This is a genomic window from Pseudomonas arabinosi, assembly GCF_047758675.1.
Lineage (GTDB): Bacteria > Pseudomonadota > Gammaproteobacteria > Pseudomonadales > Pseudomonadaceae > Aquipseudomonas > Aquipseudomonas arabinosi.
In genome coordinates, this window is record NZ_CP180480.1 from 6326611 (window position 1) to 6343827 (window position 17217).

Annotated in this window: 12 protein-coding genes; 7 read left to right on the forward strand and 5 right to left on the reverse strand. The window is 57.8% G+C overall.

What is annotated here, in order from left to right:
- Positions 1 to 22: 22 nt before the first annotated feature.
- A complete protein-coding gene (locus ACMXYJ_RS29450; protein WP_056742891.1) occupies positions 23 to 1606 on the reverse strand; it encodes a peptide chain release factor 3 in 1584 nt (527 codons plus the stop codon).
- A gap of 365 nt (positions 1607 to 1971) precedes the next feature.
- Between ACMXYJ_RS29450 and ACMXYJ_RS29455 the strand changes: the two genes are divergently transcribed.
- The 5 genes from ACMXYJ_RS29455 to ACMXYJ_RS29475 all read left to right on the forward strand — a co-directional run bounded on the left by ACMXYJ_RS29455 (position 1972) and on the right by ACMXYJ_RS29475 (position 7055).
- A complete protein-coding gene (locus ACMXYJ_RS29455; RefSeq protein WP_008148956.1) occupies positions 1972 to 2688 on the forward strand; it encodes an ABC transporter permease in 717 nt (238 codons plus the stop codon).
- Between the two features lie 20 nt (positions 2689 to 2708).
- Positions 2709 to 3602, forward strand: coding sequence for a glycine betaine ABC transporter substrate-binding protein (locus tag ACMXYJ_RS29460; protein ID WP_415757969.1), 894 nt, complete (start codon positions 2709 to 2711; stop codon positions 3600 to 3602).
- A 12-nt stretch (positions 3603 to 3614) separates the two neighbouring features.
- The gene (locus ACMXYJ_RS29465) at positions 3615 to 4268 is read left to right on the forward strand and encodes an ABC transporter permease (protein ID WP_415757970.1); all 654 of its coding nucleotides are present in this window, start codon (positions 3615 to 3617) and stop codon (positions 4266 to 4268) included.
- Positions 4265 to 5422, forward strand: coding sequence for an osmoprotectant ABC transporter ATP-binding protein OsmV (locus tag ACMXYJ_RS29470; protein ID WP_415757971.1), 1158 nt, complete (start codon positions 4265 to 4267; stop codon positions 5420 to 5422). Before ACMXYJ_RS29465 ends, ACMXYJ_RS29470 begins: the two co-directional genes overlap by 4 nt.
- Before the next feature lie 469 nt (positions 5423 to 5891).
- Positions 5892 to 7055 (forward strand): type III PLP-dependent enzyme, encoded by a 1164-nt coding sequence (locus ACMXYJ_RS29475; RefSeq protein WP_059403206.1) that lies wholly within the window; start codon positions 5892 to 5894, stop codon positions 7053 to 7055.
- A 49-nt stretch (positions 7056 to 7104) separates the two neighbouring features.
- Here the strand turns inward: ACMXYJ_RS29475 and ACMXYJ_RS29480 are convergent, their stop codons facing one another.
- From ACMXYJ_RS29480 to ACMXYJ_RS29495, 4 genes are all read right to left on the reverse strand, one after another.
- A complete protein-coding gene (locus tag ACMXYJ_RS29480; protein ID WP_415757972.1) occupies positions 7105 to 8001 on the reverse strand; it encodes a hypothetical protein in 897 nt (298 codons plus the stop codon).
- 73 nt (positions 8002 to 8074) lie between these two features.
- Positions 8075 to 10339 (reverse strand): alpha-xenorhabdolysin family binary toxin subunit A, encoded by a 2265-nt coding sequence (locus ACMXYJ_RS29485; protein ID WP_415757973.1) that lies wholly within the window; start codon positions 10337 to 10339, stop codon positions 8075 to 8077.
- A 219-nt stretch (positions 10340 to 10558) separates the two neighbouring features.
- Positions 10559 to 11314, reverse strand: coding sequence for a tetratricopeptide repeat protein (locus ACMXYJ_RS29490; protein WP_415757974.1), 756 nt, complete (start codon positions 11312 to 11314; stop codon positions 10559 to 10561).
- A complete protein-coding gene (locus ACMXYJ_RS29495; protein ID WP_095129483.1) occupies positions 11311 to 11991 on the reverse strand; it encodes a Fe2+-dependent dioxygenase in 681 nt (226 codons plus the stop codon). Before ACMXYJ_RS29495 ends, ACMXYJ_RS29490 begins: the two co-directional genes overlap by 4 nt.
- A 207-nt stretch (positions 11992 to 12198) precedes the next feature.
- Between ACMXYJ_RS29495 and ACMXYJ_RS29500 the strand changes: the two genes are divergently transcribed.
- Positions 12199 to 14460 (forward strand): TonB-dependent receptor, encoded by a 2262-nt coding sequence (locus tag ACMXYJ_RS29500; protein WP_415757975.1) that lies wholly within the window; start codon positions 12199 to 12201, stop codon positions 14458 to 14460.
- Between the two features lie 132 nt (positions 14461 to 14592).
- Positions 14593 to 17121, forward strand: coding sequence for a PepSY domain-containing protein (locus ACMXYJ_RS29505; RefSeq protein ID WP_415757976.1), 2529 nt, complete (start codon positions 14593 to 14595; stop codon positions 17119 to 17121).
- The last annotated feature ends 96 nt before the right edge of the window (positions 17122 to 17217 follow it).

The following is a 17217-nucleotide window of genomic DNA, read 5'->3' on the forward strand; positions in this document are numbered from 1 at the left end:
TTTTGGATATCGCCATCAGCGTTTAGTGATGCTCACGCGTGGCACGGAATTTCACGTCCGGCCAGCGCTCTTCCATCAGCGCCAGGTTGACCCGGGTCGGGGCCAGGTAGGTCAGGTGACCGCCGCCGTCGATGGCGAGGTTTTCCACAGCCTTGACGCTGAACTCTTCGAGCTTCTTCTTATCGCTGCAATCGATCCAGCGCGCGGAATAAACGGTAATCGGCTCGTAGGAGCACTCGACCTTGTATTCCTCTTTCAAACGGCTGGCGACCACATCGAACTGCAGCACACCGACGGCGCCAAGGATGATGTCGTTGCTGCGCGTCGGGAAGAACACTTGGGTCGCGCCCTCTTCCGCCAGTTGCTGCAGACCCTGACGCAGTTGCTTGGACTTCAGCGGATCGCGCAGGCGCACGCGACGGAACAGTTCCGGGGCGAAGTGCGGGATACCGGTAAAGCCCAGGACTTCGCCTTCGGTGAAGGTGTCGCCGATCTGGATGGTGCCGTGGTTGTGCAGGCCGATGATGTCGCCGGCGAACGCTTCTTCCAGTTGCTCACGCTCGGAGGAGAAGAAGGTCAGTGCATCGCCGATCCGCACGTCCTTGCCGGTGCGCACGTGGCGCATCTTCATGCCTTTTTCGTACTTGCCGGAGCAGATACGCATGAAAGCGATACGGTCGCGGTGTTTCGGGTCCATGTTCGCCTGGATCTTGAACACGAAGCCGGCGAATTTCTCTTCAACCGGTTCCACGGTACGTTCGTTGGCGACACGGGCCAGCGGTTTCGGCGCCCAGTTGACCACGGCGTCGAGCACGTGATCGACACCGAAGTTGCCCAATGCAGTCCCGAAGAACACCGGGGTCAGTTGGCCGTCGAGGAATTCCTGTTGATTGAATTCGTGACAGGCGCCCTGCACCAGTTCCAGCTGATCGACGAAGCGATCGTACTCATCGCCCAAGTGCGCGCGAGCTTCATCGGAATCGAGCTTCTCGATGATTTTCACATCGGTGCGCTCGTGGCCGTGGCCAGCGGTGTACACGATGATGTAGTCGTCGGCGAGGTGATAAACGCCCTTGAAATCGCGGTAGCAACCGATCGGCCAGGTGATCGGCGCTGCCTTGATCTTCAGGACCGCTTCGATTTCGTCGAGCAGTTCGATCGGGTCGCGGATGTCACGATCGAGTTTGTTGATGAAACTGACGATCGGCGTGTCACGCAGACGGCAGACGTCCATCAGCGCGATGGTGCGTGGCTCTACACCCTTACCGCCATCGAGGACCATCAATGCCGAGTCAACCGCCGTCAGGGTGCGGTAGGTATCTTCGGAGAAGTCTTCGTGGCCCGGGGTGTCGAGCAGGTTGATCATGTGGTCGCGATACGGGAACTGCATGACCGACGTGGTAATGGAAATACCCCGTTGTTTTTCCATTTCCATCCAGTCGGAGGTGGCATGGCGGTCAGACTTGCGAGATTTCACCGTGCCAGCAATCGCAATCGCCTTGCCCATCAGCAAGAGCTTCTCGGTGATGGTGGTTTTACCGGCATCGGGGTGGGAAATAATGGCGAAAGTGCGGCGTTTCGCGACTTCGGCGGCCTGTTTGGTCATGGGAAATCGCCTGGCAGGTGATTCAAAAAAGGGCGGCGAGTATAGCGCAAACCGACCGTCACGGACCACCGTTCGCCCTCTCGCCCATGGCGATCGACAGGTCCAAAGGGAGATCCAGGGTGGCTAATTGCTGCTAAATATGGAACCTTTTAAAAGGTGCAGACGTCCACTCCCCTGTTACAGCTCTCGTAGCAGGGTTTGAAAAACCTGCAAGTTAGCCTGACGAGGCTGCGCTTATGGCTCGATCTCATGCGGTTGCATCAGCATGAAGAGCTGCTTCTCGCGAACGTTGTTTTTCCCGGCAGCCAGGAATGGCATTGCCACTCGGGACTGCGTTCGCCGACAAAGAAAAAAGGAGTCTGCCTGTGGCTATTCGCTATGGCAAAGGGCTGATAGGAGGTGCGGTTGTCGTCGCCCTTCTGGCCCTGCTGGTCCACTGGATTGGCATCAACACGATCGAACATTACCGCGACGATTTGTTGTTTTACCTGCAAGCCCATTTGATTCTTGTCCTCGCTTCCATGCTGGCCGCCCTTGTTGTGGGCATACCCGCCGGTATCTTTCTCAGCCGCCCGACCATGGTGGGCCGCGCTGAACGCTTCATGCAGATCTTCAACATCGGCAACACCGTGCCGCCTCTTGCCGTACTGGCCATCGCCCTGGGTATCCTCGGCATCGGCAGCGGCCCCGCGATTTTCGCCCTGTTCCTCGCCTCGCTGTTGCCGATCGTGCGCAACACCTATGAAGGCCTGAAAAACGTTCAGGGATCGCTCAAGGAAGCGGCCGTCGGCATCGGCATGACACCGACTCAGGTGCTGTGGCGGGTCGAACTGCCGAACGCCGTGCCGATCATCATCGGTGGCGTGCGCGTGGCGCTGGCAATCAACGTCGGCACCGCACCGCTGGCGTTCCTGATTGGCGCCAACAGTCTGGGCAGCCTGATTTTCCCTGGCATCGCCCTGAACAATCAGCCGCAACTGCTGCTCGGCGCGGCCTGCACCGCCCTGCTGGCCTTGCTGCTCGACGGTCTGGTGACACTCGCCAGCCGCCTCTGGCTCGAACGCGGCTTGCGCCCGTCTTAAGCCTCGGCAAAGGAATCAACATGAAAAAAGTAAGCTTAATACTAGGCTGCGTCCTGCTGTTCGCAGGATTTGCCCAAGCCGCTGAAAAACCGGTGATCCGCATCGGCGCCCGGGTGTTCACCGAACAAACCCTGCTGGCGGAAATCACCTCCCAATACCTGCGCACCAAGGGTTACGACACCCAGGTAACCGGCGGTCTGGGTAGCAACCTGGCCCGCAGCGCCCACGAAAGTGGTCAGCTCGACCTGATGTGGGAATACACCGGCGTGTCGCTGGTGGCTTACAACCACATCACTGACAAGCTCGACAGCGCTCAGTCCTACGCCAAGGTGAAAGAACTCGACGCGAAAAAAGGCCTGATCTGGCTCACCCCGTCGAAATTCAGCAACACCTACGCGCTGGCCCTGCCAGAAAACACCGCGAAGGCGTATCCGCAGATCAACACCATCAGCGAGCTGAACACGGTGCTGCAGGCTGAGGCGAAGACCAATCACCTCGTCGCGCTGGACACCGAATTCGCCAACCGCTCCGACGGTCTGGACGGCATGGTCGACCTCTACGGCATGAACCTGACCCGCAAAAACATTCGCCAGATGGATGCCGGGCTGGTCTACACCGCCCTGCGCAATGGTCAGGTGTTTGCCGGTCTGGTCTACACCACGGACGGTCGTTTGAACGCCTTCAAGCTGAAACTGCTGGAAGACGACAAGCATTACTTCCCGGACTACACCGCCGCACCGGTGGTACGCCAGGTCTACCTCGACGCTCATCCGAAACTCGCGGAAGAGCTCAAGCCGCTGGCCGAACTGTTCGACGACGCCACCATGCGCCAGCTCAATGCGCGGGTCGATGTCGATCACGAAAGCCCTTCATCCGTTGCCGCCGATTTCCTGCGCCAGCACCCCATCAAATAAGGAGGAAAAGACATGGAATTTCTGAACGCCTTTTCCCATCTCGACTGGCCGCTGGTCCTGCAACTGACCGGGCAGCACATCACCTTGGTCGGCATCGCTGTGACCCTGGCGATTCTGGTCGGCGTGCCGCTCGGCATCCTGATGACGCGCTTCCCATCGCTCGCCGGTCCCTTGCAAGCCAGCGCCACGGTGCTGCTGACCGTACCGTCGATTGCGCTGTTCGGCCTGCTGCTGCCGTTCTACTCCAAGTTCGGCCAGGGCCTCGGTCCAATGCCGGCGATTACGGCAGTGTTTTTGTATTCGCTGCTGCCGATCATGCGTAACACCTACCTCGCCCTGACCGGCGTCGACCCCGGTATTCGTGAAGCCGCCCGCGGCATCGGCATGACCTTCGGCCAGCGCCTGCGCATGGTCGAACTGCCGATCGCGGTGCCAGTGATTCTCGCCGGTGTGCGCACTGCCGTGGTCATGAACATTGGCGTCATGACCATCGCCGCCACCATCGGCGCCGGTGGCCTCGGTGTACTCATTCTCGCTTCCATCAGCCGCAGCGACATGTCGATGCTGATCGTCGGCGCCGTGCTGGTCAGTCTCCTGGCCATCTTCGCCGACCTGCTTCTGCAATGGCTGCAACGCACGCTGACTCCAAAAGGACTCCTGAAATGATCGAACTTCAAAACCTCAGCAAGACCTTCCAAAGCAACGGCAAAGATGTGAAAGCCGTGGATTCGGTAAGCCTGACCGTCAATGAAGGCGAGATCTGTGTGTTCCTCGGGCCATCGGGTTGCGGCAAAAGCACCACGCTGAAAATGATCAACCGCCTGATCAAGCCGACCTCGGGCAAGATCTTGATCAACGGCGAAGACACCACCGACCTCGACGCCGTGACCCTGCGCCGCAACATCGGTTATGTGATCCAGCAGATCGGTCTGTTCCCGAACATGACCATCGAAGAAAACATCACCATCGTTCCGCGCCTGCTGGGCTGGGACAAACAGAAATGCCACGACCGCGCTCGCGAGTTGATGAGCATGATCAAGCTGGAACCCAAGCAGTATCTGAATCGCTACCCGCGCGAACTGTCCGGTGGACAACAGCAACGGATCGGCGTGATTCGCGCGTTGGCGGCGGATGCCCCGCTGTTGCTGATGGACGAACCGTTCGGCGCGGTCGACCCGATCAACCGCGAGATGATCCAGAACGAGTTCTTCGAGATGCAGCGGGCGCTGAACAAGACCGTGATCATGGTCAGCCACGACATCGACGAAGCCATCAAGCTGGGCGACAAGATCGCAATCTTCCGCGCTGGCAAACTGCTGCAGATCGATCACCCGGACACTCTGCTCGCGCACCCGGCGGACGACTTTGTGAGCAACTTCGTTGGCCAGGACAGCACGCTCAAGCGTCTGTTGCTGGTGAAAGCCGAAGATGCAGCGGACAACGCGCCGTCGGTGAGCCCGGAAACGCCAGTGGCCGATGCGCTGGAATTGATGGACGAACTGGACCGTCGCTACGTGGTGGTTACCTGCGCCGAGAACAAGGCCTTGGGCTACGTGCGCCGTCGCGACCTGCACCGTCAGACCGGGACTTGCGAGCAATACCTGCGCGAGTTCAACGCCACCGCCGTGTACGACGAACATTTGCGCATCCTGCTGTCGCGCATGTACGAGTTCAACCGTTCGTGGCTGCCGGTGATGGACGCCGAGCGGGTGTTCCTGGGAGAAGTGACACAGGAATCGATTGCCGAATACCTGAGCTCCGGCAAGTCCCGTGGCGGCAAGACCAGCATTGTTTCTCCAGCCGAGACCGCTGCCGCCTGATCTGACGCCATCGCGAGCAGGCTCGCTCCCACATTGGATCGGTGATGTGCATGAAATCTGTGCATCGACACTTATCCCCTGTGGGAGCGAGCCTGCTCGCGATTGGGGCACCACAAATCCTCCAGGAACACCTCAAATATCCCTCCTACGGGAACATCACACTGTCATGCAGGTCGGTTACATCAGTAGTTGTCCGGGACCGCACGACGGATGTGTGTAAAAACGCGACATTTTTTGTTGATCTCAAGCCCCTCACGCCCTAAAGTTCGCGCCGAACGTCCATGCTGGAAACGATCCATCCGGCTCAAGTACTGACGACGAGACAGCAAGGCCAAGGGAAAGCACCGCTTCCCATGGCCTTTTTGCTTTCGGCGACATGCCTTGGGAAGTAGGCGAACCAAAGTGGGGATACGGAGGACGTTCATTTGCACCCATTGTTAATTTCAGTTTGCCAGTAGGAGTTCCCAGCATGTCGATCAACGTCGAAGACTATTTCGCGCGCGATACCTTCAACAAAATGAAGGCCTTCGCCGACAAACAAGAAACCCCGTTCGTGGTGATCGACACCGCGATGATCAGCCAAGCCTATGACGACCTGCGCGCCGGTTTCGATTTCGCCAAGGTCTACTACGCGGTCAAGGCCAACCCGGCCGTCGAAATCATCGACCTGCTCAAAGAGAAAGGCTCGAACTTCGACATCGCTTCGATCTACGAGCTCGACAAAGTGATGAACCAGGGCGTCGGCCCGGATCGCATCAGCTACGGCAACACCATCAAGAAATCCAAGGACATTCGCTACTTCTACGAGAAGGGCGTGCGTCTGTATGCCACCGACTCCGAAGCCGACCTGCGCAACATCGCCAAGGCTGCACCGGGTTCGAAAGTCTACGTGCGCATCCTCACCGAAGGCTCGACCACTGCTGACTGGCCTTTGTCGCGCAAATTCGGCTGCCAGACCGACATGGCCATGGACCTGCTGATCCTCGCTCGCGACCTGGGCCTGGTGCCGTACGGCATCTCGTTCCACGTCGGCTCGCAACAGCGCGACATCAGCGTCTGGGACGCGGCGATCGCCAAGGTCAAAGTGATCTTCGAACGCCTGAAAGAAGAAGATGGCATTCACCTCAAGCTGATCAACATGGGCGGTGGCTTCCCGGCCAACTACATCACCCGCACCAACAGCCTGGAAACCTACGCTGAAGAAATCATCCGCTTCCTCAAGGAAGACTTCGGCGACGAGCTGCCGGAAATCATCCTGGAACCGGGCCGTTCGCTGATCGCCAACGCCGGCATCCTGGTCAGTGAAGTCGTGCTGGTAGCGCGTAAATCCCGTACCGCCGTCGAGCGATGGGTGTACACGGATGTGGGCAAGTTCTCCGGCCTGATCGAAACCATGGACGAAGCCATCAAGTTCCCGATCTGGACCGAGAAGAAAGGCGAGATGGAAGAAGTGGTCATCGCCGGCCCGACCTGCGACAGCGCCGACATCATGTATGAAAACTACAAGTACGGTTTGCCGCTGAACCTGGCGATTGGTGATCGCTTGTACTGGTTGTCGACCGGTGCGTACACCACCAGCTACAGCGCTGTTGAATTCAATGGCTTCCCGCCGCTGAAGTCGTTTTACGTGTAAGCGCTACACGCGAGACGCAAAAAGCCCATGACGTGTCATGGGCTTTTTTTTAGAACGACTTTGCCATTTTAACCAATTGTTCGGACATGCCTTTGATTTCATCGAGCGAGCCCATGACCAGCGGCAGCGAAGCCTTGGCACGAGCCATCGTCTGATGGGCATGGTGAGTTCGCAACGTTCGTTTCGCCTCATCCAGCATGTATACCCATCGATAACAGAAATCACCGAGATTGCTCGCTGCCACACTGGCACGCCGATGAAGATTGAACAACCGCCCGACATGCGCTCTGGCCATCGCCTGTCGTTGTTCTTCCGAGTACGGTTGGCCTGGATCGTAGCCCATACCCGGTAGACCGATTCGACCCAAACCGTAATAGACCTCGATCTTGGGGGTTGGGCCGTCGCAACTGCACAGAGGCATCGTCAGCGATTCGATAAAGCGAAAAAAAATGCCATGAATCGATTCAGCGAGTCTTGTCACTTGCGATTTGAAATCCGACACAGCATGTTGGCAATAACCCAACCGAGTATCGAGTTCGCGCAGAATATCAATCACATCAGCACGAGGGGCACTTCCCCAACCGGCGGATCTCACAACAGTGAACTGTTGCGGATCAATCACGGAAATTGGCGATTTTCGATTCTGAGTGACGGAGACAACAGCTTCAAACTCGCTGATAAAACTGCCCACGTCGTGCAATAACCGAGCGGATGTGTTGCCCAACAAAGCCACGGTGATGCCGATCGCTCGCCAGCATAGTGCGTTGGCAGACGCCTCTTGGCTCAATGCCTGAGCATTGGGTGGCGGCAACATGGTGTGCCCGGTTCGGGCTATGGCATCGGACAGTCGGTTGATTTCCCCCAGCGCCTCGGGCAGCTCATTCAAAAAATCAACGTATTGCTTCAAGGTGGCAAAATTCTTTTCTGCCAATAAATAATCCAGCATCAGTCTCTCCTTGACCTGACCCATTCTCGACTGCCAGCGTCAACGTTGCTGCTGGCAGTCCGTGGTCATCCGTTTAGCGCCATGGCATCGACACGGGCGCGAGGAACTTGATAAACAGCGGTGCCTGCACCTTGAATGCATTGCCCAGCGCTTCGACATCGGCAAATTGCGCTGCGGCGGTGGCCGTCAGGAACTGCCGATAAGCTGCTGCAGCACCGCTATAGACAGTGACGTATTCATGTCGCGAGTCCTCTATCGAAAGAATCGCCTGCAAGTATTTAGTCCTGCCGAGTGACGCCTGAATAATTGAATTCTCGACATCAATCTTCTCGACCAGGGCATCAATCTTCAGCTTCAACTTGTCACTCTCGCGAAGCATGTCGATAAAAGCAATTGTCTTGCCGGCGTCGATTAATGTTTTTTTAAGTTGGTCGATCGCCATCATCACCAGTTGAATTTCTGTAGGAGCCAGGCCCAACTGAGTGACCTTGGAAAGGGTCAGTTCAATGTCATTGCCAAGTTTTTCAATGCCTGCCTTTTCCAGGGTAGCGACGGCGTCAGAGATGGTTTTGCGCTCATCCCTGAACGCCTGCAACTTCAATTGCAGATCACTGATTTCATCTTTGGCCATTTGCTCTTCGTGCACGAAATCAACCAGGTAAGTCTGGACCAGGCGTCGATCGAACGAATCGCTGATATTCGCCAGGCACTCGTCAATTTTGGACGACTTATCCTTGATTAGATCGGCTGCCTGTTTCAAGAGTCGCTTACGATCGCCATCGATTTCTTCGATAACCAGCGGGTCAGACTCGCTCAGTCGTTCTTTTTCGAGGTCTTCAAGACCGCGCTGAATGGTTTCGAGTTCGTACTTGCTGGTCTGAGCGGCGCCTTGTAACTCTTTGCTTCCCCGACCTACCTCTCTGACAACGCTGTCGAAGCGGCTGAACAAGTCCGGTAAATAACCAAGCTTGACCTGCCAGGTATTGGCCTGAGTGCGCGCATTACGCATGTGTTCGTGATGGGCACTTAATGCCGCCAAATCCAGCGGAGGATAGGCCGAGTTGAACAGACTTACAACATTCATTGAACGTGCTCCCAACGAGTTATTACGTGAAAATTCCTCCTGAGCCTCCTTGAACACCAGAATAAGAGCGTCGGCATCGGTCTCGATTTTTCTCCATGGTGTAACTACCAACCTGAATTGCGCGATGAACTGTCGCAGCGACAACGCATCGTGGATGGTAGCGATAGCTTTGGAAGAGTTTGCGACAGCATCGTGCAAGAGGTTCCAGGTATAGATAAGGTTTTTTGTCGCGATTTCGGCATCGATTGCCACGATCTCAAGACTCTGCAAGTCGTGCTTTACACGCGCCAGAGAACCCAAGGTCTGATTCATGCTGTCCAGCTTCAGAATGTCGCGATCCTGTTGGGCATACAGTTCGTTACGCGCTGCACGAATGTTTTCAGCTTCGACGCCCATATAGATAGCCATCGCCAACCCGACAATGTTCATACCAGCCGCGGCTTTCAATGCTTCCTGAACGGCAGCTTTGTACTCAGTATTCTTTAGTTCAATCTCGGCAGAACGGTCATCAATTTTCACTTGGAGATTTTTGATTTCTGCCGACAAGGTATTATTTTTTATCAGATCAACCTTGTATTGGATGCCAGGCAGAATATATTCCTGAAGATCCGTACCAAACGCATCGAGGTCTTTCTTGATGCCGCGGGTAATATTTAAATTTTTATCAACCTCTTCAAATATCCTGTCGAGAAAATAACCCAAATCACTCAGCGTATCGCTTTCCAGTTGCAGACCTGGAAACTTGTCGCCCAACTCGGCCTCCAGCGCCCTGAGTTGTTCAACCGTTTTAATGTCGTGCAGGTCCAGCAGTTTGCCAGCCATTACGTCGGAGTAGACTTCGTCCATCGAAGCACCATACGTCAGCATGCTCGTTGCGAAGTTACTGAGGCCGCGGCCCGTCATCATGATGCGCTCGCGCAAGTCCGTCCAACGCGAGGCATGGTTGTGAGTATTGAGGAAAGTAGTCAGGAAGTCCGCGGGGGAAAGGCCCGGACCAACATCTTGACCGGCACCGAAGCGCAGATAGTCAGTAACGTCTTTCAAAGTGCGCGGAAGCCTGAAAGCGGCAGCCTGATACCTGTGCAAATCGATGATTTGTTTTTTAGTCAGCAACAGCCCCGTGGCACGTACATCGCTATTAGAGTCCGAAACGGACGCACTGATTAACCGCGTAGGTGCTTCAGCGGCGTACTGCAAGATTTGCTCGGGAGAAGCGTTTTTCAGAGCGTCACCCCACAACTTATTACCAGACATAATTATTCCTTTAATTAGTCAACACACAATTGGATAGTTAATAACGTGATTTGCAGAGCCGAAACATTAAAATAATTCAAACTTTGCACGGACAATAAAACACAACGCAGGCCCGCCGCAAAGTGCGAACTTACGAGGAAATGTTTATAAAAAATACCAACGCCTGGCGAGCAAGCAACTAATCAGTCAGCCATTCGGGTGATAAGCCGACGGAGAACTTCAAATGTTTACTTGGTTGGCTGCCCGTGCGCGATACTCCACGGCCATTGCTTGCACTTGCGCGTGGGGCACGTTCGACAGTGTCTGCGCCGCGATACTTAAAAAAGCCGAATGCCCCGCGTGCATTGCCCGGCGATACCAGACCAGCGCTTCTTCGATGTGCGAGAGTTCCACCAGAACGCTGGCATAACTGAACTGCCCACGAAAATCACCGCCCAGCGCCGAACGTCGATACCAATCAAACGCCGTCACAGGATCAGCAGGACAAAAATGGCCTTGCTCCAGATATCGTCCCAGCAAGTTCATCGATTTCGCATGGCCCAGTTCCGCTGCCCGGCGATAAAGATTCAAAGCGTACGCCTGATCTTCAATAACGCCGCGCCCGGTGGCCAACAGGTTGGCGTAGTTGTACATCGCCCAATCCAGACCACTTTCAGCTGCAACGCGATAATGCGCGGCGGCAACTGACGCATCGGCAGTACAACCCCAACCATGCTCATGGCAACGACCGAGCATGTTGCGCGCCATCAAGTGCCCGCCCTGGGCGGCTATCGCGAACCAGCGCACGGCCAGCGGCTGATCCTGTTCGATGCCCTGCCCGTCCAGCAGAATCTGACCGAGCAATGCTTGAGCATCCAGCACACCTTCACCGGCGGCGATCAGAATCGCCTGGGCGGCACGTGCCGGGCTTTCGTCGAGCATGGCTTTGAGCTGATCACCGTCGAGGATTTCCTCACGACGCAGTTGATAACTCATACCTCGACCCAGCGACGCAACAGGTTGTGATAAGTCCCGGTGAGGCGAATCAGCGAAGGGTGGTCGGGCATGTCCTGGGTCAGCTGCTGGATCGCACCGTCCATCTCGAACAGCAACGCGCGCTGACTGTCTTCGCGGACCAGGCTTTGGGTCCAGAAGAACGAGGCGTAGCGAGTGCCGCGGGTGACCGCGTTGACCTTGTGCAGGCTGGTACCGGGGTACAGAACCATGTCGCCGGCCGGCAACTTCACCCGTTGTGTGCCGTAGGTGTCCTGGATTTCCAGTTCGCCGCCGTCGTAATCCTCAGGTTCACTGAAGAACAGCGTTGCCGAGAGGTCGGTGCGCACCCGCTCGATGCTGCCCTTAGGCTGGCGCACGGCGTTGTCGATGTGAAAGTCGAAACTGCCGCCGGCCGTGTAGCAGTTCAGTAACGGAGGAAAGACCTTGTGTGGCAACGCGGCTGACATGAACAGCGGATTTTTCCACAGCCGTTCCAGCATCGCCGCGCCGACTTCCTTGGCCAGCGGATGACCTTCCGGCAGCTGCAGATTGTGCTTGGCTTTGGCCGACTGGTAGCCGGCGGTGATCTTGCCGTCCGCCCAATCTGCCTGCTCCAGGGCCTCGCGGATGCGCTGCACTTCTTCTTTCGCGAACACGCCGGGAATGTGCAGCAGCATGGGGATGACACCTGAAGACAAAGAGGCGGCAATGGTATTGATTCTTATTGCCTGTGTAAAACCCCCACGACGAACGAGACGCCAAAAACCGTAAGGGTAAATTGTAAAGAATGTAAATTTGTCGCGAATAGCAACATTTCGCAATTGATACAAATACCTGTTTACCCTATATTCCGCGGCCTCAAATCCTTGGGGAGGGGAATTCTCATGTCACGCCAACAATTACAATTACCGGCCAGTTCACCGCGTTTGCTCGCGTCTGCAATTGGCGTGGCGATCACTGCCAGCTCTGCGGGCCACATGGCTTTTGCGGCTGAAAAGACCGACGAAAAAGCACCGAGCAACGTGATTTCCCTGGGCGCTACCGCTATCAACGGCGAAGCTCAGGACGAGACCTCCTACAAGACCGATACCTCGGCCAACAAGAAGTACACCGCGCCACTGCGTGAGACGCCGAAAAGCGTCACCGTGATTCCGCAACAAGTGATTCGCGACACGGGCGCCACCAGCCTGGTCGACGCGTTGCGCACCACACCGGGCATCACGTTCGGTGCCGGTGAAGGCGGCAACCCGGCTGGCGATCGTCCGATCATTCGCGGCTTCAACGCAGAAAGCGACGTGTTCATCGACGGCATGCGCGACCCAGCCTCCCAGAGCCGCGAGATCTTCAACGTAGAATCGATCGAAGTCAGCAAGGGCCCGGGATCAGCCTTCACCGGTGCCGGCTCCACCGGTGGCAGCCTGAACCTGGTGAGCAAGACCGCCAAACTGGGCAATGCCTACAACGGCGGTTTCACCTGGGGCTCGGACCAGACCAAGCGCACCACCCTCGACCTGAACCAGCAGATGACCGACACCTCGGCCTTCCGTCTGAACCTGATGAAGCACGAAGCCAACGTCGCCGGCCGTGATGCCGTGGACGTCAGCCGTTGGGGCGTGGCACCTTCCTTCGCGTTTGGCCTGGGTACCGACACTCGCCTGACCGTCGGCTACTACCACGTTGAAACCGACGATATGCCCGACTACGGCCTGCCGTTGACCTTGAGCCCCAACCGCAGCAAGTACAACGTCGATAAACCTGTGCATGTCGACCGCGACAACTTCTACGGCCTCACCGGTCGCGACTATCGCCAGACCAGCAACGACAGCGGCACCATCAAGATCGAACACGATCTGAATGATGATCTGACCGTGTCGAACAGCTTCCGCATGTCGCGTTCCACGCTCGATTACATCGTCACCAACCCGGACGACAGCAAGGGCAACGCGGCGCTTGGCAGCGTGTATCGCGGCGCGAAAAGCCGTAACTCGACGTCCAGCGGCTGGATCAACCAGACCGACCTGAGCGCCAAATTCAACACCGGCGCCATCGAGCACAGTCTGGTCACCGGCCTTGAGTTTTCCTATCAGGACACCCACAACCGCCCGTACATCCTGACCTCAACCGCCAGAGGCACCCGCTGCAACAGCGCCCTGTTCAGCGCCGGCGATTGCACCAGCCTGCAGAACCCGACACCTGGGGATCACTGGAACGGCTCGATCACCGACAGCGCCGCGTTCACCGACACCGACACCAAGACCGCTGCGGCCTACGTGTTCGACACGCTGAAGTTCAACGAGCAATGGTCCCTGAACCTGGGCCTGCGTTATGACAACTACCAGGTCAAATCCAGCGGCCACGCCAACGCCAGCAGCACAGCGCCAGCGAACGACTTCTCCCGTGAGAACACCAGCGACCTGGTCAACTACCAGATCGGCGTGGTCTACAACGTGTTGCCTAACGGCAGCATCTACGCGGCTTACTCCACCTCCAGCAACCCGTCCGGTGAAACCAGCGGCAACGGCGGCCTGGACCTGGCGGCGAACAACACCGATCTGGACCCGGAAAAGAACCGCAACTACGAGATCGGCACCAAGTGGGACTTCTTCGGTGACGACCTGTCGCTGACCGCCGCACTGTTCCGCACCGAGAAAACCAACGCACGCATCAACGATCCGGACGGCGGCACCACGCAAGTGCTGGACGGCGAACAGCAGGTCAATGGCCTGGAACTGAGCTACGCCGGCAAACTGACCCGTAACTGGAGGGTCTTCGGCGGCTACACCTATATGGAAAGCGAAGTGGTCAAAACCACCCTCGCCGCCGATGAAGGCAACCACATGCCAAGCACTCCACGGAACAACTTCACGTTCTGGTCGACCTACGACCTGGTACCAGACAAGTTGACCGTCGGCGCCGGCGCCACCTTCGTCGACTCGCAGTTCGGCAACGTCGCCAACTCGGTGGAGATCCCGTCCTACTGGCGCTACGACGCAATGGCCAGCTACGCCCTGACCAAGAACGTCGACCTGCAACTCAACGTGCAGAACCTGACCGACAAGCGTTACTTCGACCAGGTGTTCCAGACGCACTACGCCCACGTGGCGGCGGGTCGTACTGCCCTGCTGAGCGCCAACTTCCACTTCTGATAGAAGCGTGAAGACCAAGGCCCCGTTCATCCAGGTGAACGGGGCTTTTGTGCGTAAGAAAGAATGTTTCTCGACAACCCACGGCATAATGCGCGCCGTGATTATTATTTTCGAACGAACAAGGCGAGCGACGTGTTGAAGAAAACCCTGTTCCAGTTGCACTGGTTTTTCGGCATCAGCGCCGGACTGGTCCTGGCCCTGATGGGCATCACCGGGGCGACGGTATCGTTTCAGGATGAAATCCTGCGCGCGCTGAACCCTTCTGTGTTGCAGGTCGAGAAGCAGGTCGCCGGCGTCCTGCCGCCCGCCGAACTGGTGGAAAAAATCGAAGGCGCCTCGGGCAAGAAAGTCTCGATGCTCTGGGTCGAGACCGACAGCGGTAACGCCGCGCGCGTGATCTTTACTCCGCCACCGGGCGAGCGCCGTGGGCAGATGCGCTACTTCGACCCGTACACCGCCGAGTTCATGGGCGACGCCACCGGCCAGGATTTCTTCGGCCTGATGCTGCAACTGCACCGCTTCCTCGCCATGGGCGATACCGGTCGGCAAATCACCGGTGCCTGTACGCTGATTCTGCTGTTCTTCTGCTTGTCCGGTCTTTACCTGCGCTGGCCGCGTCAGTGGAAAAGCTGGCGCGCCTGGCTGACCCTCGACTGGAAGAAAAAAGGCCGCAGCTTCAACTGGGATTTGCACTCCGTCGCCGGTACCTGGTGCCTGGTGTTTTACCTCCTGGCAGCGCTCACCGGGTTGTCCTGGTCCTATGAGTGGTACAACAAGGGCCTGACCCGATTGCTTTCCGACTCACCGCAGAACGAGCGCGCCCGCAGCGGTCGCGGCCCTGCGCCAAGCGGCCCGGCGCCCACCGCCGACTACGCCGCGATGTGGAGCAGCATCTACAGCGCCGCCGGCCCGGCACTGAGTGCCTACAACATCCGCATGCCGCCAGTGGCCGGACAACCAGCCACCGTGTTCTACCTGTTGAACAGCTCACCTCACGACCGCGCGTTGAACCAGATCTCGCTGGATCCGGCCACCGGCGTCGTCAAGCGCCATGATCGCTACAGCGACAAGAGCCTCAAGGCGCAACTGCTGACCAGCATTTACGCGCTGCACGTAGGCAGCTACTTCGGAATTATCGGGCGGATCATCCTGACGATCAGTGCGCTGACAATGCCGCTGTTTTTAGTCACCGGTTGGTTGTTGTACCTCGATCGTCGACGCAAGAAAAAGCAGATCAAGGATGCCCGCAAAGACTTCGCACAACCGGACAATGATGCGCCGGCGTGGCTGATCGGCTTCGCCAGCCAGAGCGGTTTTGCCGAGCAACTGGCGTGGCAGACCGCCGGGCAATTGCAGGCGGCGGGCCTGCCGGTGAAGGTTCAGCCGCTGGCGGACGTCAGCGAGCAAGACTTGCGTGATTCCAGCAATGCGTTGTTCGTGGTCAGCACCTTCGGCGACGGTGAAGCGCCGGACAGCGCCCGAGGGTTTGAGCGCAAAGTGCTGGGCCGGACGTTGAGCCTGGAAAGCCTGAACTACGCCGTGCTGGGCCTCGGTGATCGCCAGTATCAACATTTCTGCGGCTTCGCTCGACGCTTGCACACGTGGCTGGGCGAGCACGGCGGCAAGACCCTGTTCGCCCCGGTGGAGGTCGACAGCGGCGACCCTTACGCCTTGCGTCATTGGCAGCAGCAACTGGGTCTGCTGACCGGACAGGCGCCCGTGGACACCTGGCAAGCGCCAAGCTATGACAACTGGAGCCTGACCCGCCGTGAGTTGCTCAACCCTGACAGCAGCGGTTCGGGCGTTTACTTGCTCGGCCTCACGGCCCCCAGCACCAGCAGCTGGCTGGCTGGCGATCTGGTGGAAGTGTTGCCGCGCAATTGTCCGTGGGCGATCGAACATTTCCTCGATGGCCTGGGCATTGACGGTCGCGCCACGGTTGCGCTCGGTGGCCTGTCACAACCGCTGGAGCAAGCCCTCGCCAGTCGACAACTGCCGGAAAACAGAACTCACCTGGTCGGCCTGCATGCCCAGGCGCTGGTGGATGCGCTGGTGCCCTTGGCCATGCGCGAATACTCCATCGCCTCGATCGCCGCCGATGGCATCCTCGAACTGATCGTGCGCCAGGAACTGCACCCTGACGGCAGCCTGGGTGTCGGCTCCGGCTGGCTGACCGAACACGCCCCGGTGGGCGGCACCATCAGCCTGCGCGTACGACGCAACAGCGGTTTCCATCTGCCGGCCGAACCGGTGCCGATGATCCTGCTGGGCAACGGCACCGGCCTGGCCGGGCTGCGCAGCTTGCTCAAGGCGCGGATCGCCGATGGGCAGCAGCGTCATTGGCTGTTGTTCGGCGAACGCAATCGCGAGCATGACTATCTGTGTCGCGATGAACTGGAAGAATGGTTGATTTCGGGGGATCTGGAGCGGCTGGACCTGGCGTTCTCGCGGGATCAGGCCGAGAAGATCTACGTGCAGGATCGACTGCGCGAGTCGGCTGATTTGCTGAAGCAATGGCTGGCCGACGGCGCCGTCATTTACATCTGCGGCAGCTTGCAGGGGATGGCTTCAGGCGTGGATCACGTGCTCAACGAAATACTCGGGATTGCGGAGGTCGACCGGTTGATCGAGCAAGGTCGGTATCGCCGCGACGTCTACTGAAAGAGCCCCTCACCCTAGCCCTCTCCCGGAGGGAGAGGGGACTGACCGTGAGTTTCTTTAGAAATTCTGCGACCTGAAATACCGAGTCGTACTCAG

Excerpts from the sequence above, each read along its gene's own strand:
- ACMXYJ_RS29485 (WP_415757973.1), bottom strand. The coding sequence starts at position 10,339 with ATGTCTGGTAATAAGTTGTGGGGTGACGCTCTGAAAAACGCTTCTCCC.
- ACMXYJ_RS29450 (WP_056742891.1), bottom strand. The coding sequence starts at position 1,606 with ATGACCAAACAGGCCGCCGAAGTCGCGAAACGCCGCACTTTCGCCATT.
- ACMXYJ_RS29470 (WP_415757971.1), top strand. The coding sequence starts at position 4,265 with ATGATCGAACTTCAAAACCTCAGCAAGACCTTCCAAAGCAACGGCAAA.
- ACMXYJ_RS29495 (WP_095129483.1), bottom strand. The coding sequence starts at position 11,991 with ATGCTGCTGCACATTCCCGGCGTGTTCGCGAAAGAAGAAGTGCAGCGC.
- ACMXYJ_RS29475 (WP_059403206.1), top strand. The coding sequence starts at position 5,892 with ATGTCGATCAACGTCGAAGACTATTTCGCGCGCGATACCTTCAACAAA.
- ACMXYJ_RS29490 (WP_415757974.1), bottom strand. The coding sequence starts at position 11,314 with ATGAGTTATCAACTGCGTCGTGAGGAAATCCTCGACGGTGATCAGCTC.
- ACMXYJ_RS29500 (WP_415757975.1), top strand. The coding sequence starts at position 12,199 with ATGTCACGCCAACAATTACAATTACCGGCCAGTTCACCGCGTTTGCTC.
- ACMXYJ_RS29480 (WP_415757972.1), bottom strand. The coding sequence starts at position 8,001 with ATGCTGGATTATTTATTGGCAGAAAAGAATTTTGCCACCTTGAAGCAA.
- ACMXYJ_RS29460 (WP_415757969.1), top strand. The coding sequence starts at position 2,709 with ATGAAAAAAGTAAGCTTAATACTAGGCTGCGTCCTGCTGTTCGCAGGA.
- ACMXYJ_RS29465 (WP_415757970.1), top strand. The coding sequence starts at position 3,615 with ATGGAATTTCTGAACGCCTTTTCCCATCTCGACTGGCCGCTGGTCCTG.